Genomic DNA, 21,230 nt, shown 5'->3' on the forward strand with positions numbered 1-21,230 from the left:
AATAGGTGCCGCCCTTGTATGCTAAGGCAGAAGGCAACTATGCTGAAGGCAAAAGGAAAATGCAATAAAATCAATGATTTTAGCAATTAAAAACATCCTCATCACCTTAGCAGTTGCTATATTTGCAAGCTAAACAATAAAAAACCCGAAAATTATACCCTACGCTAATTGACAAATATGAGCAGTGTAAGTTATTTAGGCCCCAAAGAAATTGCAGTCAATCAGGGAAGCGTCCTTGTTGGCACTTTTGACCCTAGTTTAGTATCAGCCATTTCTCTAGTAGCCGAAGATAAATATCCGCTTCCCATTACGATCAACGGAACGTTAGGCATCTGGTATTCTAGTTTAGAAAAAGGACTCAATCAAATAGGGATTCGCAGCCTCCGCCTCAAAGGAACTAACAAAGCTGGTCAAGTTATTAGCGAACAGGTAATTAAAATTTTAGTTGCCAATGCTACATCAAATGAGCCAATTATCAACGCGATTCCTCTGAGAGAAACCTTCTTTAAAATCAAGCCAGCAGACAGTATTAGCTTGACTCAGCAACAAAAAGCTCCAGTTCTAGCAGGTCAAACTTATCAAGTAAAAAGTTATGAGTTTACTAATGGTCATCTAAAAGTAGAACTGAACAATCCAATTTCTCCTGTAGGGAAAATTGGCTACTTCTACGAACTGCACCTAGTCCTGACTAAAGGTTCGCAAATTCTCACCTTTAACCAATCTAGCTTGCCAACCCCTCCTCCAGGAACGCAGTTATTGTGGATAACTAAAGCTACAAAAATCAAACTTTATCCCGAAGATTCTTCCAGTCTAGGGCAAAGTCAACAAGTAGAAATCGGTCAAGGTGAAACTTACACAATTCTTGGCTACGCCTGTATTGAAGATCATTTTCGAGTCACCTTATCTCAAGCTATACCAGGTTTTGGCAATTCTGGATACCTCTACTGGCCGCACGTTCAAATTTTACAAGAAGGCAAATCAGTAGTCTTCAATCAAAATGCAACAACCTTAACAGTTCTCAACACCACTCCTTTCAAAAAGCAACCTATAGATTCTTCTAAACTCAAACCAGAAGACAAAACTACTCTGCCAGCGGGCATGATTTATGGAGTTTCTAGCTACAGCCTTGGAGACGGACATATCAAGGTTTCCCTGACAGAAAATCTGCCGAATTTTGGCAACACTGGTTATGTCTATGGTGACTTTGTGCAGCTAAGTCGTGGAGGGACAATCTTCAATCCTGCTCCTAATTTAACTTATACTGGGCCAAGAGAAGTTTTGGTCAACCAGCAAACTCAATTAACGGGTACTTTTGATCGCCGGGAATCAGTTAGGGTGACTGTGGTAGCAGAGGATAAATATCCCCTCAATGTCGCGATCAATAGCAATGCTGGCACTTGGCAAGTCTATTTACCCAAAGGATTTAGTACCCCTGGTTCTCGCTGGCTAAGAGTGAAAGCTACTAACAGTAAAGGTAACATTACTGGCAGTCAGATCGTTTACATTACCGTCACTTCCGATCCCTTAACTGTAGGGCAATCTTTAAAACTGCAAATCCTCAAAGATACATTATTTAAAGTAGCGCCGATTGATTCTTCTTTGCTCGATAGACAGCAAAAAATTCTTGTCAAAGCTGGTCAGACTTTTACTGTTAGTAAATATGGATTAGTTGACGGCCACCTGAAGGTATTGCTCGATTCTACAATCGCACCTATTGGAAATTTTGGCTACTTTTACGAGCCAGCCGTTCAGCTTAGTAAAGGCTCAAAAACCTTGAAGTTCGACATTGCCGATATCCCCGACACCCACCTGACTGCTCAGATGTTGGTAACGCGAACAACTCAGATTAAAGCTAGTACTCAAGATTCATCCAATCTAGCAGCTAATCAAAGTGCTGAATTAATTTTAGGTAGCACTTATCCCATTACTGGTTATGCCTGTGTTTCCGGTCACTTTCGCGTCACTTTAGCTGAATCAATTCCGGGTTTTGGGAATGTTGGATATATCTATTGGCAACACATTCAAATTAAGCGAGATGGAAAGGTTATAACTTTTGATATCGACGCAATCACGATGACAATGATGCAAACTACTGTGTTCAAAAAAAGACCAGTAGATGCTGTAAATTTAAGTAATTCAGAGAAAGTAACGCTGCCTTTAGGTCGAGTTTACGGAGTAGAAAGTTACGGGATCGATGGCAATCATTTAAAAGTTTCCCTCACCGAAGAATTGCCGAACTTTGGGAATACAGGTTATATATTTCCCAGTTATGTTGTGTTTAAGCGGGGAGATAAAACTTTCAATCCGATTCCAAATTATGTGGAATTGAATGTAGCTTATTTTTCGCAGCGCGATAATCCCCGTTTTTACTGGTCTACTTGCAATGTCACATCGATCGCAATGGTGCTTTATTATTATGGGGCGCGGTCTAAGGGGGGCGGCGATTTCGTAGATGAGTTGTTGCAGTGGTGTTTCAACTACGCGGGACAAGGTTCTCAGACAGATCATAGCGTACTATCGGCAATGATCCGGGCCTACGGATTCAAGACAAGTTTTAGCACGACTCGCGGTTGGTCGGAGCTTAAGTCAGAATTAATTAATCGGCGGCCAGTGGTATTAGCGGGTAGTTTTACCGCTACGGGACATATTTTGACCGTCATCGGCTACACTTCGACTGGTTATATCGTCCAAGACCCTTGGGGTAATGCTCTAACGGGTTACAGCAATACCGAGGGCCGAAAATTGCTCTATCCCTACAGCTATCTGGATCAAGTGGCTGGGCCTGATGGTAATATCTGGGCGCATTTTATTAGTCCGTAAAGTTTTATTACAAAAATCGGCATTTCGCGTAAAACCGAGGAGGTTCTGGAGATATAGATATAGTGAAGGTCAAATCCTGAAGGCCTCCAATAAGTAGATGTTGACAGTACAAACCTGCCTGAAAAGGCGGGTTTTTTATTGTTTAGACTGAGCTGATAATTTTTCTAAACCTTCCTTCACTTCGAGTCCTATACAAGCTACATTTAATAGGTTTTTGTGAGAATTGATATTCTTTAGTATGGTCTACATTCTAATATCTGTAGTGTGCTAAACTGGTACAGCATATAACAAAATGCTGAGCGCTTATCGAATTTAGAGGCTGGATTGTGACCATTAACTACCGAGTTGCAGAAATTACTGATATTACTATCCTTTTAGAACTTGTTAAAGAATTTCATGAAAAAGAAAAATTAGCATTCGATGAAAAACTAGATGGCAATGCCTTAGCAATTTTTTTGGCTAATGCCTCTTGGGGACAAGTGTGGCTAATTCAGCAAGAAGATGAGGCGATTGGCTATATGATTTTGACGCTAGGTTACAGTTTGGAATACCGAGGAAGGGATGCCTTTATTGACGAGTTGTACCTTCGCCCCAATCATCGCGGACAAGGTATTGGAACTCAGATGTTAGCATTTGTAGAGGAAACGTGCCGAGTTTTGGGAGTCCAAGCACTTCATCTAGAAGTAGACTTTGAAAATCCCGATGCACAGCGTCTTTATCACAGAGTCGGTTATCAACGTCATCACCGTTTTCTGATGACTAAAATTTTGCCAGTCCCTTGATTATAATTCGTTATAGAGTAGTTTAGAATTGACTTTTGATTTTCGAGCCTTACTTAAAATCCAAATCTGTTACACCATCCCATCCTTCAGGAACTCCATATTGTTGATATTTTTGACAGCGTTTTACATAAAGCATAGCTGCTTTATCTTGAGGATTAATTTGTAAAACCTCTTGAAATATTCCCTGCGCTTCTTCAAACTGCTGCTGATAGTAAAGAAATACTGCTACTTCAAAACGTGCCTGAGTTTGTGTTTTTAATTGTTTAATATTTGCCGGATCTCCATCATAAACTTCAAACACTGCCACCGCCGATTTTTTGCCTTTGACCATTACCCGATCCAAAAATCGAAAGCATTGTTCTTGAGAATAGTCAAGACAACAAAGAGTGTTATGGCTGATTAAAATTCCCGCTCCATAGAGCTTAGTTAAACCTTCCAAACGAGAAGCCAAATTTACAGCATCAGCAATTACTGTCGTTTCCATACGTTCCGACTCGCCAATGGTTCCCAGCATTAAATTACCTGTATGTAAACCAATACCTATAGCAATAGGAAGCGCATTCTCTTGTTGCCTTTGTTTATTATAAATTGCTACTTGTTTTTGCATCGCGATCGCAGCTTGCACTGCATCATTAGCTGACTCAGGAAATAAAGCCATAATCGCATCGCCAATATATTTATCAATAAAGCCCTTATGCTGGCGAATAACTGGACTGACTTGACTGAGATAGGAGTTAATAAAATTAAATGTTTCTTGAGGTGTCATCGATTCTGACAAGGTAGTAAATGAGCGGATATCAGAAAACATTACTGTCATTTCTTGCTGGACTTGATCCCCAATTTGGACATCAATAATGCTTTCTTTCTCTAAAAACTTTAGAAAATTACGCGGCACAAATCGACTATAAGCTAAAGTTAGTTTGGCAAGAGAGATATGGGTTTTAATCCTAGCCAGCATTTCTTGTTTTTGAATCGGTTTAGAAAGATAATCATTGGCTCCTGATTCAAATCCCTCTACGATATCTGCCACTTGATTTTTAGCCGTGAGCATGACAATGGGTAATTCATAAGTCGGAAAGCGAGCACGGATTTTTTGACACACCTCATAACCCGTCATTTGCGGCATCATCAAATCGAGTAAAATCAAGTCGGGGATAAAACCATTTTCCATTGCTGTTAAAGCTTCTTGCCCGTTACTAGCTTCGGTAATAGCGTAATTATAAAGCGATAGATTATTGATTAGTACCTGACGATTAATCGGTTCATCATCTACAATCAAAACTTTAAACTGTTTCTCATTATTGATTTTTGGATCTAAGTTTTTACTGGTTATTGATGTCAGCAACTCTAAATCGGGATTGTATTTGCTAGCATTTATTTGGGGTGTAGATTCAGCTTTAACAGTAGATGCTGGTAGAGTAAAGGTAAATTGGGAACCCACTCCAAGTTGAGATTTAACATTGATTTTACCTCCATGCAATTCTACCAGTTGTTTAGTCACAGCTAACCCTAGTCCTGTACCACCATATTCTCTAGCCGTAGAGCCTTCTGCTTGTTCAAAGGATTCAAATATTCTGTCAAATTTATCGGCAGGAATACCAATTCCTGTATCAGATACAGTAATAGCTAATTGGTAATTAGCAGTGGATAATTGGGAATCGGTAATTGGTAATTGTTCAGAGCCTATTACCACTTCTGCTGACACCGTAACAGTACCAATAGGGGTAAATTTAATAGCATTGCCTACCAGGTTATGCAGTATTTGTTGCAGTCGATCTTCGTCGGCTGCTGCGGGGGGGAAATCAGCAGCAATAGCATTGATTAATTGTAAATCTTTTTGAGCAGCTAGGGGCTGGCTAAGGGTCAAAACTACATTGGTAACTGCCCGCAAATCTAAAGGTTTGAGCCGTAGTTCTAAGTTATTATGTCTGAGTTTTGAGAAATCGAGAATATCGTTAACTAGGTTAGCTAGACGGCGACCACTAGAGGCAATTAAAGTGAGGTTAGCTTGTGTACTTTGGGGAAGTTCTCCAGTAGCACCATCAATTAGAGATTCAGCAATACCAATGATACCATTAAGAGGTGTACGAAGTTCATGAGAGGTGTTAGCAAGAAATTCATTTTTGAGCTTGTCGAGGTCTTTTAAGTCTTCGTTTTGTTTCTCTAAGGCAGCAAAGGATTCTTTAAGTTGCCTTGCCATGCTATTAAATGAATTTGCTAGTTTTTCGATTTCGATAATATTGGTAGGTTCAATGTTCTGTTCTAACTTACCTGCGGCAATTTCTGCGGATGCTTGAGAAACTTTTAGAATCGGGCGCGTAATCCATCGAGCCGTAAGAATACCGACAATAATTGCCACTATCAAAGTAGCAATACATAGCAGGAGACTGGTACGAGTATTAGCATCAATCTCTGCGGTGAAGTCTGATTCTGGTACAACCACGATAACTAGCCAATTTAAAACGCCTAATTCATCTTGAAAGGGGGAAACTTGTAAAAACTGTTTCTCACCATTGAAGAGAAATTCCATCTGTTGGGGTCGATCGATTTTATTTAAATCCCCAAATTGTCTTAATAAATATTGAGTGGTTTTTTGTGTTAAAGTATCGCCGACTTTCTCAGCATTAAGTCGTTCAACTTTACCATCATTAGAGAGAATAAAAGGTTCTTTGATACTAGAACTTGCTACTAAAATACCGTTGCGTTCGATCACAAAAGTCTTCCCCGATTTACCAATAGTAAAACCGTGAAGAAAGTCGCTAATTTGTGCTAGTGAAAGATCGGTAAGAAAAATCCCTTCAAGCGCTCCTGTACTATCATAAAATGGTGATACTGCTGAAAGATCCAGCCTTTTACCTAATGCCGATGGTTCAATCGTACTCCAAGTTTGTCTGCCCACACTAACAGCAGTTTTATACCAGTCGCGAGTCCGAGCATCATAATTGGGTCTTTCTCGAATTAGATTGAGGCGTTCGCCTTGATTATTGACCGCATATCTGCGAATAGCATTACCTGTGATTTCATTGGCTACAACTGTATATTTTTCCGCTTTATTAGCTCCTACAAATTCTCCTTTTGCATTGGCAAAAGCCATCGTTCCAATATTTGTATCCAGAAATTGGCTTTGTAGCCAGAAATAACGCTCCATTTGGTCAAAATTACTAGGATCTAGTAATTGTTGGCGAATGGTGTTGATATGAATTTGCTGAATTAAATGAGGTTTTGCCAAGTAATTTCTTAGGTGAACTTGGACGCGGGCAACTACTTCACGTCGTAGCTGACTGGCAACATTGTTGACAGCTTTCTGTCCGTTGCGGAAGGAAAGATAGCCCACGAGTCCAACAGCGGCAACTATTTGCAGGACGAAGGGTACGACTAGCGCCGTGCGGAGACGGAATTTGCGGGTGGGGTGGCTCATAGGGGCGCAAGGAAGATGATACTGGAGCTTATGATGCAGTATAACTCTATTGATTTAGGGACTGCCGCAATTTATAAATTCTTTAGTCGTACTAGATAAATTATTCTGATTGTTTAGCGAGCAACAATTGGTGTAAAGTTCTTAAATATAGATGTGACATTCTATAGTCGGTTTGAATTGAATATTTAGTGCTAAGTAGCTGGACAAAAATAAAGAATGTCTTTGCGAACCTAGCGAAGCAATCTCAAAGCGCTAGTGAATAGCTTCTGTTTGCTTCGTTCTTCAGATTAGTTTGCTTCACTAGGTTCGCAACTGCGCTGCGCTTGACGTGCTGCGCTTGACTTGCAATGACATGGCTACGTTTCTTTATGTCCGACTACTTAGTAAATTAGCAATTAGCAATTAGCAATTAGCAATTCTGTACTTATTCAAGTCAAACCCGCTATCTCTCACTGCTATAAATTGTCTAGACTCACTACTTTTTAGTTGTAGAAGATGCAAATTACCAATAAGATTCATTTCCGAAATCTTCAAGGTGATATCTTTGGTGGTGTCACTGCTGCCATTGTTTCTTTACCCTTAGCTCTCGCCTTCGGGGTTGCTTCTGGTGTTGGCCCTGTGGCGGGTCTTTATGGTGCGGTTTGTGTTGGTTTCTTTGCTGCACTTTTTGGTGGGACACCTACCCTAATTTCTGAACCCACTGGCCCAATGACAGTGGTGATGACTGCGATTGTTAGTTCTCTAATTGCTGCTAGCGATCCAAAAACGGGCTTGGCAATGGCTTTTACCAGCGTAATGTTAGCGGGAATTTTCCAAATTATTTTTGGAGTTTTTCGCTTAGGTAAATATATTACGTTGATGCCCTACAGCGTAATTTCTGGCTTTATGTCAGGGATTGGGGTAATTTTAATTATCCTACAAATTGCCCCATTCTTGGGACAAGCTACCCCCAAAGGTGGCGTGTTGGGAATATTACAAAATTTCCCTCAATTGTTCGCTAATATCAATCCCATTGAGACACTTTTAGGGCTGATGACGATAGCAATTATCTTCTTAATGCCCAAACAAATCAAACGCTACGTCCCACCACAATTAGTAGCTCTAATTGTGGGGACGGTTGTCTCATTGACGGTATTTGGAGATGCAGATATTCGCCGGATTGGGGAAATTCCCGTCGGATTACCAACTTTGCAACTGCCAACTTTTACACCAACACAGACCACTACTATTTTTGTAGATGGTTTGATGTTAGGAATGTTGGGCTGTATTGATACACTGTTAACGGCAGTAATTGCTGACAGTTTGACTCGTACAGAGCACAATTCTAATAAGGAGTTAATTGGTCAAGGAATTGCCAATCTGGTTTCAGGAATCTGTGGCGGTTTACCCGGTGCAGGGGCGACAATGGGCACGGTAGTAAATATTCAGACTGGTGCAAAAACAGCCTTATCTGGGATAACTCGTGCTTTGGTGCTATTAGTTGTAGTTTTGGGTGCGGCTAGACTCACTGAACCAATTCCGATGGCAGTTTTAGCAGGAATTGCCTTAAAGGTGGGGATTGACATTTTAGATTGGAGCTTTTTGAAGCGTTCGCATAAAGTTTCAGTCAAGGGTTCCATCATTATGTATGGAGTTTTGTTACTAACCGTATTTGTTGATTTGATTGTCGCTGTTGGGGTTGGAGTATTCATTGCCAATATCTTAACAATTGATAGTCTGAGCGAGTTGCGTTCTAAAGAAGTGAAGGTGATTAGCGATACCGATGATACTATTCTCATTACCTCTGAAGAAAAGCAGTTATTGGATCTAGCCAAGGGACGGGTACTGTTATTTTACCTGAGTGGCCCGATGATTTTTGGAGTCTCGAAAGCAATTTCCCGCGAACACAATGCCATCAACAATTGCGATGTTGTGGTTATGGATATTAGTGATGTACCAATGATGGGAGTAACGGCATCTTTGGCAATAGAAAATGCCATTAAAGATACCATAGACCAAGGTCGCAAAATCTTGATCGTAGGTGCAACTAGCAAAGTGAAGCAACGCCTAGACAATTTTGGTATTACTCAGATTGTTGGTGTGGATAACTTTCTGGAAAATCGTACAGAGGCTCTTCAGAAAGCGGTTTTGCTTGCTAATATCTAGCAGCGGAAAAGGCTGATAGATAGTAATACCAAATCCGGGTTAGTCATCCCTTTATTAGTAATAATCCGTCATTGTTCGCTGTGCTCCGCAATCGCAGAGACTAGGCGATTGCGGAGCACAGCGAACAATGACAATAAAGGGGGTAGTAAGCCTGGATTTGGTATTACTATTAAATTTTTTGATTCATTTCAGGTCATAGTAAGGTAGTGAGATGAATAAGTTAGAATAGCTCTGCTACTATTATGTTTCCCCAACACCCTGCATTTTTTGCTGAGTAAGTAAAGCTTTAGCTTTTTGCCACAATTTTTCTAATTCTTCAATGCTATAATCTGAAAGTGGGCGATCGCAAGCTGCTTCGACTTGACTAAATCGCTTAACAAAGCGATGATTAGTTTCCTGCAAAGCTACTGAAGGATCTAAATCATACCACCGAGCAATATTAATTAACGCAAACATAATATCGCCTAATTCTGACTCTTGGCGAGATTTATCTTCATGTTCAATCGCATATTGAAATTCTGCGATTTCTTCCCTGAATTTATCCCAAACTCCCTCAACATTCTCCCACTCAAAACCGACAGCGGCAGCTTTTCTAGAAATTTTCATCGTTGCAGAAATTGGTGGTAAAATTCGGGCAATTCGACTGAGTTTTGATGATAAAGAAGTATTTTCTAAGGTTTCTCCTTTTTCTGTTGCTTTGATTTGTTCCCAGTTTTGGTGAACTTCATCAACGCTATTCACTTGCACATCCCCAAAAACGTGAGGATGCCTTCTAATTAATTTTTCAGTGATGCCGTTGGCGATTTCGGTGAGAGAGAATTGATTTGACTCGCTGGCAATTTGAGCTTGAAGAATGACTTGTAATAATAAATCCCCTAATTCTTCCGCAATTGCTTTGGGATCGCCGCTCCGAATTGCATCTACAACTTCATAAGCTTCTTCAATCACATAGGGAGTTAAACTTTCGGGAGTTTGTGCTAAATCCCAAGGACAACCACCATCAGGCGATCGCAATTTTGCCACAACTTCTATTAATTGTTGGATTGCTGTTAATGCAGTAGCATTGGGTGTAGTAGAATTAGACATACTGATATTTTAGAATTTAGATTTGGTAATACGACTAGGAGGCTTACGCTTGCGTTTCTTTGTTTTAGTAGAGGGAGGTAGCAACCCACTCAATCCTTGCTTTTTGAAGCGTTTGTAAGCCGAACCGCTCCAATCGCTTAAAGAATGGGACATTGCCCCTAATTCGAGTCCGATGTAAAGGGCGAAGCACTCGGTATAATTTTCGGAGAGCGATCGCAACATCAGCCTGACAAATTCATCCCAATTCCACTGTAAACCCCAAAAGAACTTAGCCACTTGGATGCCGACGATTCCTAAGACCGCGACCCAAGTAGCCAGGTACAATATTCGTAACGCAGTGCCGATCAGAGGGCCGTGAGACAGCAAAGAGCGGTGACGGAGACTTTTTTGGTATGGTAGCCACAGCCACCGCAGCCACCCCCAGCGTTGATACTGGCAGGAGTAGATATCTAAGTCGGGGCCGAACATCAGACCGCCGAATAAGAAACCACCAGAAACCAGTAGAGTTAGGTTGCCGTTCTGAGTCTGCCCAAAAGTCAGACCCGCCACAAAGGGCAAGCTCCAGAGCGTGATGCTATCGTGGGTGCGACCAGAAGGCATGGAGGATAAGGGTTTGGGGAGGGAACGGGAATTTTCTAGGGAAAATTTGCCCTTGGTGATTGCTTTTTGATTTTACAGTCTGCTATGATAAAGTTTAGTTAGTTAAATCGGGCGGTTAGCTCAACGGTAGAGCGCCTGCCTTACACGCAGGATGTTACAGGTTCAAATCCTGTACCGCCCATACATTCATAGTCTGAATTATCTAACGAGTAAAGTCGTTACTACGAACTTTTATATTTGTAGTAACGATTTTATTTTTTCCTAAATAAAGATAATTAGTAAAGTTATTACTACAAATAGTTTTAATACTACTAATTAACATAAACCTATTGCTACTACAGCTAGCTGTTAACTATTAAAAGTGTAATAAAAGTGATTTCAGAGTTTGAGCAGAAAGCGAAGTGATTTTTGATACATGGCATTTATACGTGCGGAGAAGGTTTGTGAAGTTTTGGATAAGATGTACTAAAAAATACTATTTTTATCAGCTCCAAAAAATAATTCGATAATTTGCTTGACAAACACTGAGGAATATTTTCTATATATACATAAGGTGCATTCTACTGACTGTATTTCAGAAAATATAACTCACGACTTAAAAAGGTCAAGGAGAATATCTTGATAAAACTTAAATCTTTAGGCTCAATAGTTGCAGCCGCGATCGCGATCGGCACAGCAGCACTACCACAACCCAGCCAAGCTCAAACCCAGCGCCAATTCTTCTGCGGCATGAGCCAGGGTCGTCCAGCCACTGTTGTCCGCACCGTCAGAGGCCCGATGACTATGGTGATCTGGATTAACGAAGATTTCACCGCTTCAGGTTGGACTCCAGAACGTCGTTGCAAAGAAATTTCCAGCAGATTTGAGCGGTTTAACAGCAGCGGTCAGCTAAAACACCTGAAAGCTGGAAAAGTTAGCGGTCAACCAGTCATCTGCGCTGCCAGCACTAGAAGCAGTTCTTGTTCTAACAATACAGTGCTGATTACCCTGCCAGCCGGAACTAATGCTAACACAGTGCTCGATCGCCTACTTAATACTCGCGCCGGCGCATCTGCGACCCCCATTTACCTAAGTCCAGACGACGACAAAGCGGTAAGACTCACCTACGATCAAAATGGTGATGCCTCCGTTGACGTAGATGCCATAGTCGATCAGATAAACTGGTAGTGTTTTCGATCGAATCGCAGGGAAATAGTGATGGTGAATTGGCGCACATTGCTGCTAGTTGTCTGTGTTGGCAGTCTATCAATAGCATTGCCAACACAGGTATCGCAGATTAAAGCTTTAATTGGCCAACCGCCAATTCAACTCTCCGCCCCGCAGTTAAATCAGCGGGCGCGGTCAATCACTGTGAAAGTGATTTCAGGAGAAGCGTTAGGTTCAGGGATTTTGATGTATAAACGAGATTCAGTTTATACGGTTCTGACTAACGACCACGTACTCAAAGCTGGGAATCCCCCCTATCAAATTCTGACACCAGACGGAAAAATCTACGAAGCTACAAAGATTTCTCCAGCCAAGTCTCTACAGGGAAATGATTTAGGTCTATTGCAATTTGTAGCTGCCGACACAGATTATCCAGTTGCCCAACTGGGAACAACACCCACAGCAGAAACTCATGTAGTTGCTGCCGGGTTTCCATTTTCTGCCCAAGGGTTTAAAGATGGTTTTGTAATCAAGTCAGGGCAAGTAAAGTGGGTGCTAGACAAAGCATTAGAAGGTGGGTACCAAATCGGGTACACTAATGAAGTTGAAAAAGGCATGAGCGGAGGCCCCCTGCTCAATCGCGCTGGCGAATTAGTAGGGATTAACGGCGTACACGCCCATCCAATTTGGGGCGACCCATATCTGTTTCAAGATGGCTCAGAGCCGAGCGACTCGGATCGAGAGAAAATGAGCCAATATAGTTGGGGCATTCCAGTGGCGACCTTTGAACCCTTGGTTTTCTCCGCAGCGACGGCGAATTAGCCGCGATCGCATTTTTTAGTAGAATTTCGGCAGTGCTGAGGCAGTGAAGCAGATGACTTTTCCGTACAGATTATCGGCTGTTTTGATGGGGAGCGCGATCGCTCTAGTGCAGTTTCAACAAATAGCTGCGGCCTTAAAGCCAGAAGAAATTGCTGATATCGCCAAGCAGGTGACAGTAATTATTGGCGGCGAAGACGGCAAGGGTTCTGGGGTAATTGTTGATAGGCAAGGCGATACTTATACCGTCGTGACAGCGCATCATGTGATCGCTAAGGCTGGAAGTTATGCGATCCAAACTATAGACGGTCAAAAATATGAAGTCCTCCGCAGCACTCAAATAGCCAATGTAGATTTAGCGCAATTGCAGTTTACTAGCAAGAAAAACTACCAAGTTGCCCAGAGAGGCGATCCGAACTTGCTCAAAGAGGGCATGACAATCTACTATGCTGGCTATCCCAGCAACGAGTCTGTTACTACCCGTGATTTTCGTTTTTTTCCTGCACCCATTACTCGTCGAGCGCAAAATTCTAGTGATGGTTATGATATCTCGTATAAAGGAGATCCTCTACCTGGAATGAGCGGCGGCCCAGTGTTCAACGAGGATGGCAAGCTGATCGGAATTCACGGAAAAGCTGAGAGTGTTATTGTTCGCGAAACTATAAACATAGTCGGGACTCAAGCGATACCCATTGATAAGTTGTTGACGCAGCGTCCTAATCCAGAACCGTCAACTACGCCCTCACCAACTCTAAAGCCAACACCCGCACCTACAGTTATACCTACGCCTTCACCTTCACCATCTATTGAGCCTCAAATTTCTGCTTCTCCATCACCTACTCCACAAATTGAGGTATCCAGAAATACCCCGGAATCTCCCGCCGAATCTGCACTTAGTAAAATGCTTCATGGTCAAGCAACTTACCTAAAAAGTAACCGCAATTTTACTAGCGATCCGAAATTACTAGAGCGGACATTTAAAATTCAGCCCCCTTCTGATTATGATTTTGCCATCCTCACCAATAGCGTTGCTAGAGGCATGATTCATTATGCCATTCCTCGCAGTCCGAACTTAAGAAGTTATGTAGGAGGCGTGTTTTTAGAGCAAAATGCCGATCTGAATAATCCGGTCACGGTATCAATTATCTGCCAAACAATCGAGCCAATAAGAAGTCGCCCACCATATCCAACCTACCTGGAAGGTCGCCTGAGTTGTGGTGCGGGAACTGAGCTTAGAAGTGCAAGCAATTTGCCTCAACAAAATTCTCAGTCAGCTCAACAGCAGGGAACATCATCTCTTCAATTGGGGGCTAATTTCAATTTAGTTAGCTTTTGCAGTGCTTACGATCAATCTCCGCAACAAAGTCAAGCTTTAGAGTGGCTGCAAGGTCAATTTTCCCAAGAAATACTATTAGAATTTGCTGATAAGTGGCGTAGCCGACTTGTTGACAAAGCTCAAAGACGACCGATTAATTTAACGGATGCTTGTAAGTTTTATGACAGAACTGGGAAGCATCCTCACCAAAATCAGGCTTTAGAATGGTTGCAGCAGCAAGTTAGTCAGGAACAGTTAGATCCCACATTCCGCAGATGTGGCTGGGATTTTTTTATTAGTTGTGAAAGCTGGGAGCCAATATGCTTTTGGATTGAACTTATGGGGTTTTAGCGTTACAGGAGCCTGTAAAATTTACCTAGATTAAGTAAGTTGAAAGAATTAACTTTTTCTAATATATTCATGTCGCTATTTTATCACTTCAACTCATCTTTTCAACCAAGTCAACTCATGCCAAGAGCAAATTATCTTGACTCATAAATGAGGATTATTTACAAATATTTATACCTTAATACCAATCATCATCCACTTGAAAATATTAAATAGTATTGACAGCAATACTGCCCTAAATGCTTTAATACAACTTGACGGTCTGGGGTTAAATTGCTGACTTGCTTCTCTCCATTTATAGTCACTAAATGCACCGCCTGAAACATCTGAAATATCCAGCGCATTGTCGGCTTATTGGTTAATTTCTTCACTTGATTTTTTACCCCCTCATTGGTGACTTCTAATTGTTGTCTCAATTTTCTTTGAGCTAGGTTATACACTAACAAGCACAGTCCCATTATCATTCCAATTGCTTCCACTCGCTCCGGCTTTTTCACAAATACGCTTGACGTAAAAAATAACGGATCTTTGATAAATCTAAATCCTCTCTCGTTACTTTGCTGCGCTTTGTATTCCGATAATACCTGTTGATTACTCACGGATTTTGTGTCTAAGATATTCGTGGCTAATATAAATCTCCCAGCTTTGACTTTTTCCGCTTCTATTACTGATTTTTGGGTTTCTATTTTACCTGTAACTTGATAAACTATTGTCTTGGTCTGGCTCTCTATTTTCGGCTTGTATTTTCGTTTTTTTACGGGCTTTTCTCGGTATTCAATTTCGACAAGCTGGTGATATTTCCAAGACTCTGATAACCGTTTTATTGCCATATCTGCATCGGCAATACAAGCAAACTCTTGTTTGAATATCTTACGCAATGAGGCTTTGGCTAATTCTAACTGTTTCGCTACGTGCTCGGATATTTTTTAATGGCTGCTTGTTTTCTGACTTCACTCTCTATCACTAGCCATCTTTGCTTGATGTTAGCATAATCACTTGATATCGCTGCTATTTTATACCCCTTTATTTGATTTGGCTCCCAGGCATTATCTTCTATATCCCAGATTTTATTTTGAGCTTCTTTGATACTTAATGGTACTCTGGTTATCCATTTCATTCCTGCCATCGCTGACAAATTAGGAGCTGTGTATAAGGCACTGTCTGCTACACATATACCGTCAAATGTCCACTGATTTTTAAATTCTTTCAGTCTTTCTACAAATACACTTTTATCGTCGGCGTTTCCGTCATCTATTTTGAGATACAATGGTACGTCTCCATCTCCAGTTACGATTGTGTCTATGATAAATTGTTTCAGGTCTGGTCTTCTATCCCTTGAGTATCCATGTACGATTTTTATGGCTTTCATTTCATCTTCTCTCTCTAAGGATTCTGCTTCAATTACTTGACCTTCTTTCTGACAGCTTTTGTATTCTCCTTCTACTGATATTGAACTGCTGTCTAGGTGAACGCTTTTCATTTCTACTTGAAATTTCATCGCTGCTTTCAAGGCAATTGCTGTGAATAATTTTGTCGTCCCAGCTTGATAATATTTGTCTAATGCTCTTCCTATCCTGTCATCGTTTAATTGTTCAGGCGTTACTCCTTCTCCAATTAGATGTTCTGTTGCTTTTCCTACAAAAAATGTGTCGAATAGGTATATTGGAGCGCTCAAAAAACCCAATCCGTTCAAAATCATCGCTTTCATTACTTGTCCTGGACTGAGGGTTTCTTTGGTTCTTAATCCCACTTTTTTGTTGACTTCTTCTACCAATTCCATCTCATCTATTATTCCTGCTACTATTCCTAAATGGTCTAAATTTACGATATTTATCGCTTCTGAGGGCTTTTTCATAGTTTTTAGAGTTGGGTTAGTTGTGGAAGTTATTATATCCTAAAAAAGCCTAAAATGATTGCATAGCAATCACTTTAGGCGTTATTTATTCCGAATCTATCCTCTATTAACGCAACTTAAATATCTGCGGAATGTGGGTTAGATGATTTTGCTAGAAGGTGGCAAAACCAAGCGGCGGGTGGTTAAGTGTATGTAATATGTAGGTAGGGTGAAGCGCAGCGTAACCCTACTCTCTCAATTAAAAATTAAATATATTCAATCGCTGCAATACTCTCATTATTTCTCTTGCGATCGTTGATGGAATTGTTAGGATAGGGATATGGAAACTAATGCTATTACATTTTGGGCAATCGTTTTGGATTTCTGGTGTAAATTTCATATAACTTTCGCCCAACTTCAATCGGAATACCTGCTAAAGGATAAAACGCTTTGATAGCTTCAGTCCCTCCCGAAAATACGATGCTAAGCAAATCCATCAAACTCTGAAAACGTTCGGGTTCATTACATTTTATTTCCTCAAACTCTGCCTCAATAATTTCAGGGTTAGAGGCTTCTGGCTCAGTTGAGTCAGTAGGAGTCGAAGATTTATTGTGTAATTCTTCTAAAACTTGCCTTAGCTGATCTAAAGCTTCAGCAAAGTCCAATTCCTGTGCATAATTGTGTTCGATGTAGGTATCAACTTGCTCAAAGACTTGAACCTTCTTAGCTTTGGGAAAGTTATATTTAGAGGCTTCTGACATAGCTAATTCTCCTGTTTATTCTTTGGATTAGTTGTGGTCGATGAAGTTTTCGACTTTTTCAAAAATTTGAACTTTCTCAGCATTGGGGAAATGGTAACTGGTTGGGGTACCTCTTTTTTCAAATTTTTCTTGTATTTTTAGCGGAGAAACTTGGGCGATGTCATAGTTGTAGAAGCCAGAACGTGACTGGATGGAAGCGATCGCCTCCAAAGGTCTTTCAACAACTATAATTGTTTCTGCAAGTTTTCTCAAACGTGATAAGACTTTAGCATTACCTAATATCTTAGCAGCATCTATTGCATTTCTACAAATATCTTCATTTAGGCTTTCAAGAGCATTCTTGAGTTGATCGACTACCTCTTGACTCTCTTTAAAATCTTGTAGAAAGTCAATTGCCTCCTTTCGGATAGAGTGTTCATCATCTTTGAACGCTGTTGAAATAATACTGGATAAACCAACTTTTCCTTGAAATTTTTGCAGTCCACCAAGCGCCAGTTTGCGAGCATCTTTATTTCCCGTTTTTAGGGCATCTTCTAAAATAAGTATCCCTTTGCGATTGTTAAATTTACTTAATGAGTAAGCTGCATAGAGACGGATAGAGAATTCTTTGTCCTTCAAAGCTTTGTACAAATTGGGTAGGTCTTTAGAGTCACCTAAAAATCCAAGACTGAATATTACTTCCTGCCGAACCTTAATTGCTTTACTTTGCAACAATTTTCTTAGGTCAGGTAATGATTCTACTGCATTCAGGATGCGTAACGATCTAATAACTTCTTCTTTACGAACATAATCCTTATCTTGTAGGGAGCGAATAAGTGCGTTAATAGCTGAACGATCCTGAAGTCTCCCCAAAGCATTAGCAGCAGAAGAACGCACAATCTGGTCATCTTTAAATAAAGCCTCAATGAGAACTGGTACTGCTCGTATGTTCCCCATTACTCCTAAATAAAGTGCCACACTAGAACGAACAGAGATTTCTGGATCGCTTTGCAAGAGATGGATAAGAGCCGTTACACCATCCTCTAACACATCGGAATCTAGCCAGATTACTAAATGACCTATTGCAGAAACGGCGTTTGAGCGAACGATCCAATCACTCTCTGATAAAGCACCGATCAAGATAGGAATAGCTGCGGCATTCTTTGTTTCACCCAGAAGCTGTAGAGTATCTCTTTTGGTATCGGCATTGCCATTATTAAACTCTTCATTCAGTAATGCAATTACTTCTTGAGGAACGCGCTGTCCTAGAAATTCAGCCGCCTTAGTTTTTACAGTATAATCGTCATGCTTGAGCGCACTCTTCAAACAATCAATCGCGGCTCTTCCTTCTAATTTTCCTAAAACATCTATAACAAAACTACGCACTAAAAAATATTCATCATCTAGCAGTTGACAAAGGTTTGGTGTGGCTTCTGAATCACCTAATTTTCCCAATGACTCCACTGCTTTCTGACGAACCCAAGAATCCTTATCTTTTAAAGCCTCAATCAAACACTTTAAAACTTCAACATTTGCAAAGTTCCCTAATGCTCGTGTAGCACGCCAACGAGTATCAGAACATCCATTTTTCTGAATATTAAACAGGAAGGGTAAGGCATTCTGCGACTGAGTTTGTTCTAAAAGCCAGATTATAAGCGATGGCTGGAAACTTTTTTGAAGAATGATGTTTACAGTAGCTTGTTGTAGAGATAGGGTAGCTTCCCCAGCTAACCTTGCTCCCAAATACAAATCTACCTCCAGTGCCAGTTTCACCATCCGCACTGCTAATGCCTCAGACTCCACAAACGAGATCGCCATTGCTAGCGGTTCCGTCCACTTTAGATAATTCAAGTAGTAATATTGCAGTTTCTCATCACTCAATTTTTCCAACCGTAGCGCTAGCCATTCCGCCGCATAGTATTCCTGGATTAGTTGATGCTGAAAACTAACTTCCCTATCAGAAACTCTTTCCAAAACGTGATACTTAACCAACTCTTCAATCCGGGATGGAGTACTATAAAGATCACCAAACTCTTCAGCAAGGACTTTTTCTGCTGGCTCATCAAAGATGATCAAACCAGGATCATTTGGCTCTGGAGAGTTCAGCATTGTAAACGCCAGATGTTTTAGCCAAGGATTCCAAGCTTTACGACGCTCATCAGAAACGGGTGCGCCTTCCTTGTATTTTCTGAAAGCCTGAAAAAATTGACGGAATGCTTGTCCCAAAGTATCTACAACAGTATCGGTCTTCTGAAACAATTGATACAGCATCCACAAAACAAATGGTGTGCGGCTTAACTCTCGGTTGTCTCGGCTCAATAATTGCAACACCTGTTGCGCTTGACCAGGCATACATTCTTGCAAAAAGCGATTGATTTCTATAGAACCAAGAGGCTGTACTTGCAATCGTCTTTTAATACCTAGATCGCCGTTTCCTAGCTCTCGTGTTGTGCAGATGAGTGGAATCTTAATCCGATCGCACTCCTCACGAAATGTTTTCAGTTCTGTACGAACTGTGTCTGCTGGCATCTCGTTCAAGCCATCTAAGAGTAGAATCAGCCGTTTCTGAAACAATAGTTCTTCAACTTCTGAAATTGTTAGTCGAAGTTGTGGTTTAAGTGCATTTCTAATCAGAGTCAACATTCCTGAAGGATCTTCAGAGCTAGAAAAACTGACTTTATACCTTTTCAAAGGAACCAGCACAGGAATTCGAGGTTCTGGTTTCTCAAGTTCTTTCTTTGCAAAGCTGACCAAATAATGTAAAAGCGCGGTTGATTTGCCGACACCAGGGGAACCTACCAGCAAAATATGCTCAGATTCAATGTAATTCTGGATTCCTTGAAATATTGGTAGTGAGACTATTTGTGTCTCTTTCTTTTCCTTTTTCTGTTCCTCTGGCTTTTTCTCCTCTTTCTGTTCCTCTTGTCTTTTCTCCTCAGTTTGCACAATCTGCTTAAATGAGAAGGTGGCCTGTCGATCCTCGATCGTTTCGGTCAACGAATCGACCGTCCACCATTTCTCGTAGCGGCGACAGATTTCTTGTAGATAGCGCTGAAACTCGCTAGAGGCAATCATGTAAAAGTGATAATACTTTTAATTTTGATTCACTCGGAATCAATCTTCACTAATAATCTTAGGCACTCTGAAAAAGTCACCATCTTGCTCTGGTGCAGCCGCTAAAATTGCTTCTCGATTAGCAAAGGGTTCCAAGTCATCCGCTCGCGTCACATTACTAACATCGATCGCTCTTGTCGTAGGTGGAACATCACTTGTATCTAATTCGCTCAACTGCTCGAAATACTCCAACATACTACTCAATTGAGTCGTAAATTGCTCTTCTTCTGCCTGCGTTAGTTCCAATCTCGCTAGATGAGCAACCTTACGCACTTGTTCGTTATCAATTTTCATGTCTAATTTGTTAGTAGTTAGTTGTTAGTGGTTAGTGGTTGGTGGTTAGTTGTTATACTAAATCCGGCTTAAATGCCCTCTTTTTTTTCAGTCCGCGCAGGCGGACTTTGCTTGTGTAGTAGCGGTTTCAACCGCCAAGTCGAATATAACAACAGACAACTAACAACTAACAACCAACCACTAACAAGATTTAGAAGTATACATCAATCTGCGATCGCCCAGAAGTTTTGAGCCAATTTTGCACTTCAATGTAATTATTGGGCGCAAGTCTGATCGCTTCCTTCCAGTATTCAGCAGCCTTGTCAAACAACTCTTCTGCTGCTTCTTCGTTGCCAGCTTCTTTTTCTCTTTCCCCTTTGTAATGGTAAATTACAGCAATATTATTCAGTGCTTGCGGCATCCGGGGATTGAGATCGATCGCCTGAGCGTAATAACCCAAAGCTCGATCGTGTTCGCCATTACTAGCGTGGATTAGTCCCATATTATAGAGAATATAGCCGCGATCGTAAGGGTCATCCTCTAGAGTCAGAGCTTCATTATAGTTATCCAGCGCTTCGGCATATTCTCCATCTGCTTGAGCAGACATACCATCGCGGTAATAAGCAAAAGCTTCTTTCGCTCTTTTATTAGTAGGCAGAAGCTTGAGAAGGATGTCTGCCATTACCGTAAAGCTTTTATCGATAAAGTTATCGTTGCGTTGAGTTCTAGGCATATTTTAAAGATGGAGTTTGGAGGTAGTGACTCTGATTATCCGATCTGCGGAAGTTTT

13 protein-coding genes, 1 tRNA gene and 1 pseudogene are annotated in these 21,230 nt (G+C 41.0%); 7 read left to right on the forward strand and 8 right to left on the reverse strand.

What is annotated here, in order from left to right; genetic code table 11:
- Positions 1-177 precede the first annotated feature (177 nt).
- Both OSCIL6407_RS0117940 and OSCIL6407_RS0117945 read left to right on the forward strand, forming a co-directional pair.
- The gene (locus tag OSCIL6407_RS0117940; RefSeq protein WP_007356086.1) at positions 178-2,820 is read left to right on the forward strand and encodes a C39 family peptidase; all 2,643 of its coding nucleotides are present in this window, start codon (positions 178-180) and stop codon (positions 2,818-2,820) included.
- 326 nt (positions 2,821-3,146) lie between these two features.
- Positions 3,147-3,602 (forward strand): GNAT family N-acetyltransferase, encoded by a 456-nt coding sequence (locus OSCIL6407_RS0117945; protein WP_007356085.1) that lies wholly within the window; start codon positions 3,147-3,149, stop codon positions 3,600-3,602.
- Positions 3,603-3,651: 49 nt separating this feature from the next.
- Here OSCIL6407_RS0117945 and OSCIL6407_RS0117950 read toward each other — a convergent pair whose 3' ends face one another.
- Positions 3,652-7,020, reverse strand: a complete 3,369-nt coding sequence (locus tag OSCIL6407_RS0117950; protein ID WP_007356084.1) for a response regulator — start codon at positions 7,018-7,020, stop codon at positions 3,652-3,654.
- A 495-nt stretch (positions 7,021-7,515) separates the two neighbouring features.
- Here OSCIL6407_RS0117950 and bicA point away from each other — a divergent pair, with 495 nt between their 5' ends.
- On the forward strand, positions 7,516-9,165 hold the full coding sequence (gene bicA / locus OSCIL6407_RS0117955; protein WP_007356083.1) for a bicarbonate transporter BicA: 1,650 nt from the start codon (positions 7,516-7,518) through the stop codon (positions 9,163-9,165).
- 240 nt (positions 9,166-9,405) lie between these two features.
- Here the strand turns inward: bicA and mazG are convergent, their stop codons facing one another.
- Complete coding sequence (gene mazG / locus OSCIL6407_RS0117960; RefSeq protein WP_007356082.1) at positions 9,406-10,251, reverse strand: nucleoside triphosphate pyrophosphohydrolase; 846 nt, start codon at positions 10,249-10,251, stop codon at positions 9,406-9,408.
- Between the two features lie 9 nt (positions 10,252-10,260).
- Positions 10,261-10,851, reverse strand: a complete 591-nt coding sequence (locus tag OSCIL6407_RS0117965) for a metal-binding protein (RefSeq protein ID WP_007356081.1) — start codon at positions 10,849-10,851, stop codon at positions 10,261-10,263.
- A gap of 109 nt (positions 10,852-10,960) precedes the next feature.
- Here OSCIL6407_RS0117965 and OSCIL6407_RS0117970 point away from each other — a divergent pair.
- The 4 genes from OSCIL6407_RS0117970 (at position 10,961) to OSCIL6407_RS31865 (ending at position 14,482) form a co-directional block, all read left to right on the forward strand.
- Positions 10,961-11,032, forward strand: a tRNA-Val gene (locus OSCIL6407_RS0117970).
- 437 nt (positions 11,033-11,469) lie between these two features.
- Positions 11,470-12,018 carry a COP23 domain-containing protein gene (locus OSCIL6407_RS0117975; protein WP_007356079.1) on the forward strand — a complete coding sequence of 183 codons (549 nt, stop codon included), beginning with the start codon at positions 11,470-11,472 and terminating at the stop codon, positions 12,016-12,018.
- A gap of 30 nt (positions 12,019-12,048) precedes the next feature.
- Positions 12,049-12,819 (forward strand): S1 family peptidase, encoded by a 771-nt coding sequence (locus OSCIL6407_RS30890; protein ID WP_007356078.1) that lies wholly within the window; start codon positions 12,049-12,051, stop codon positions 12,817-12,819.
- Positions 12,820-12,871: 52 nt separating this feature from the next.
- On the forward strand, positions 12,872-14,482 hold the full coding sequence (locus OSCIL6407_RS31865; RefSeq protein ID WP_051045177.1) for a trypsin-like peptidase domain-containing protein: 1,611 nt from the start codon (positions 12,872-12,874) through the stop codon (positions 14,480-14,482).
- A 188-nt stretch (positions 14,483-14,670) separates the two neighbouring features.
- Here OSCIL6407_RS31865 and OSCIL6407_RS30900 read toward each other — a convergent pair.
- The 5 genes and pseudogenes from OSCIL6407_RS30900 to OSCIL6407_RS0118010 all read right to left on the reverse strand — a co-directional run bounded on the left by OSCIL6407_RS30900 (position 14,671) and on the right by OSCIL6407_RS0118010 (position 21,173).
- A pseudogene (locus tag OSCIL6407_RS30900) lies at positions 14,671-16,334 on the reverse strand (IS1634 family transposase).
- Positions 16,335-16,669: 335 nt separating this feature from the next.
- Positions 16,670-17,074 (reverse strand): hypothetical protein, encoded by a 405-nt coding sequence (locus OSCIL6407_RS0117995; RefSeq protein WP_007352968.1) that lies wholly within the window; start codon positions 17,072-17,074, stop codon positions 16,670-16,672.
- Between the two features lie 27 nt (positions 17,075-17,101).
- Positions 17,102-20,128 (reverse strand): HEAT repeat domain-containing protein, encoded by a 3,027-nt coding sequence (locus OSCIL6407_RS0118000; RefSeq protein WP_007352967.1) that lies wholly within the window; start codon positions 20,126-20,128, stop codon positions 17,102-17,104.
- Between the two features lie 39 nt (positions 20,129-20,167).
- On the reverse strand, positions 20,168-20,461 hold the full coding sequence (gene gatC, locus OSCIL6407_RS0118005) for an Asp-tRNA(Asn)/Glu-tRNA(Gln) amidotransferase subunit GatC (RefSeq protein WP_007352966.1): 294 nt from the start codon (positions 20,459-20,461) through the stop codon (positions 20,168-20,170).
- Positions 20,462-20,651: 190 nt separating this feature from the next.
- Positions 20,652-21,173, reverse strand: coding sequence for a photosystem I assembly protein Ycf3 (locus OSCIL6407_RS0118010; protein WP_007352965.1), 522 nt, complete (start codon positions 21,171-21,173; stop codon positions 20,652-20,654).
- Positions 21,174-21,230: the final 57 nt, after the last annotated feature.

Origin of the sequence: Kamptonema formosum PCC 6407 (genome assembly GCF_000332155.1) — a bacterium.
GTDB lineage: Bacteria > Cyanobacteriota > Cyanobacteriia > Cyanobacteriales > Microcoleaceae > Kamptonema > Kamptonema formosum.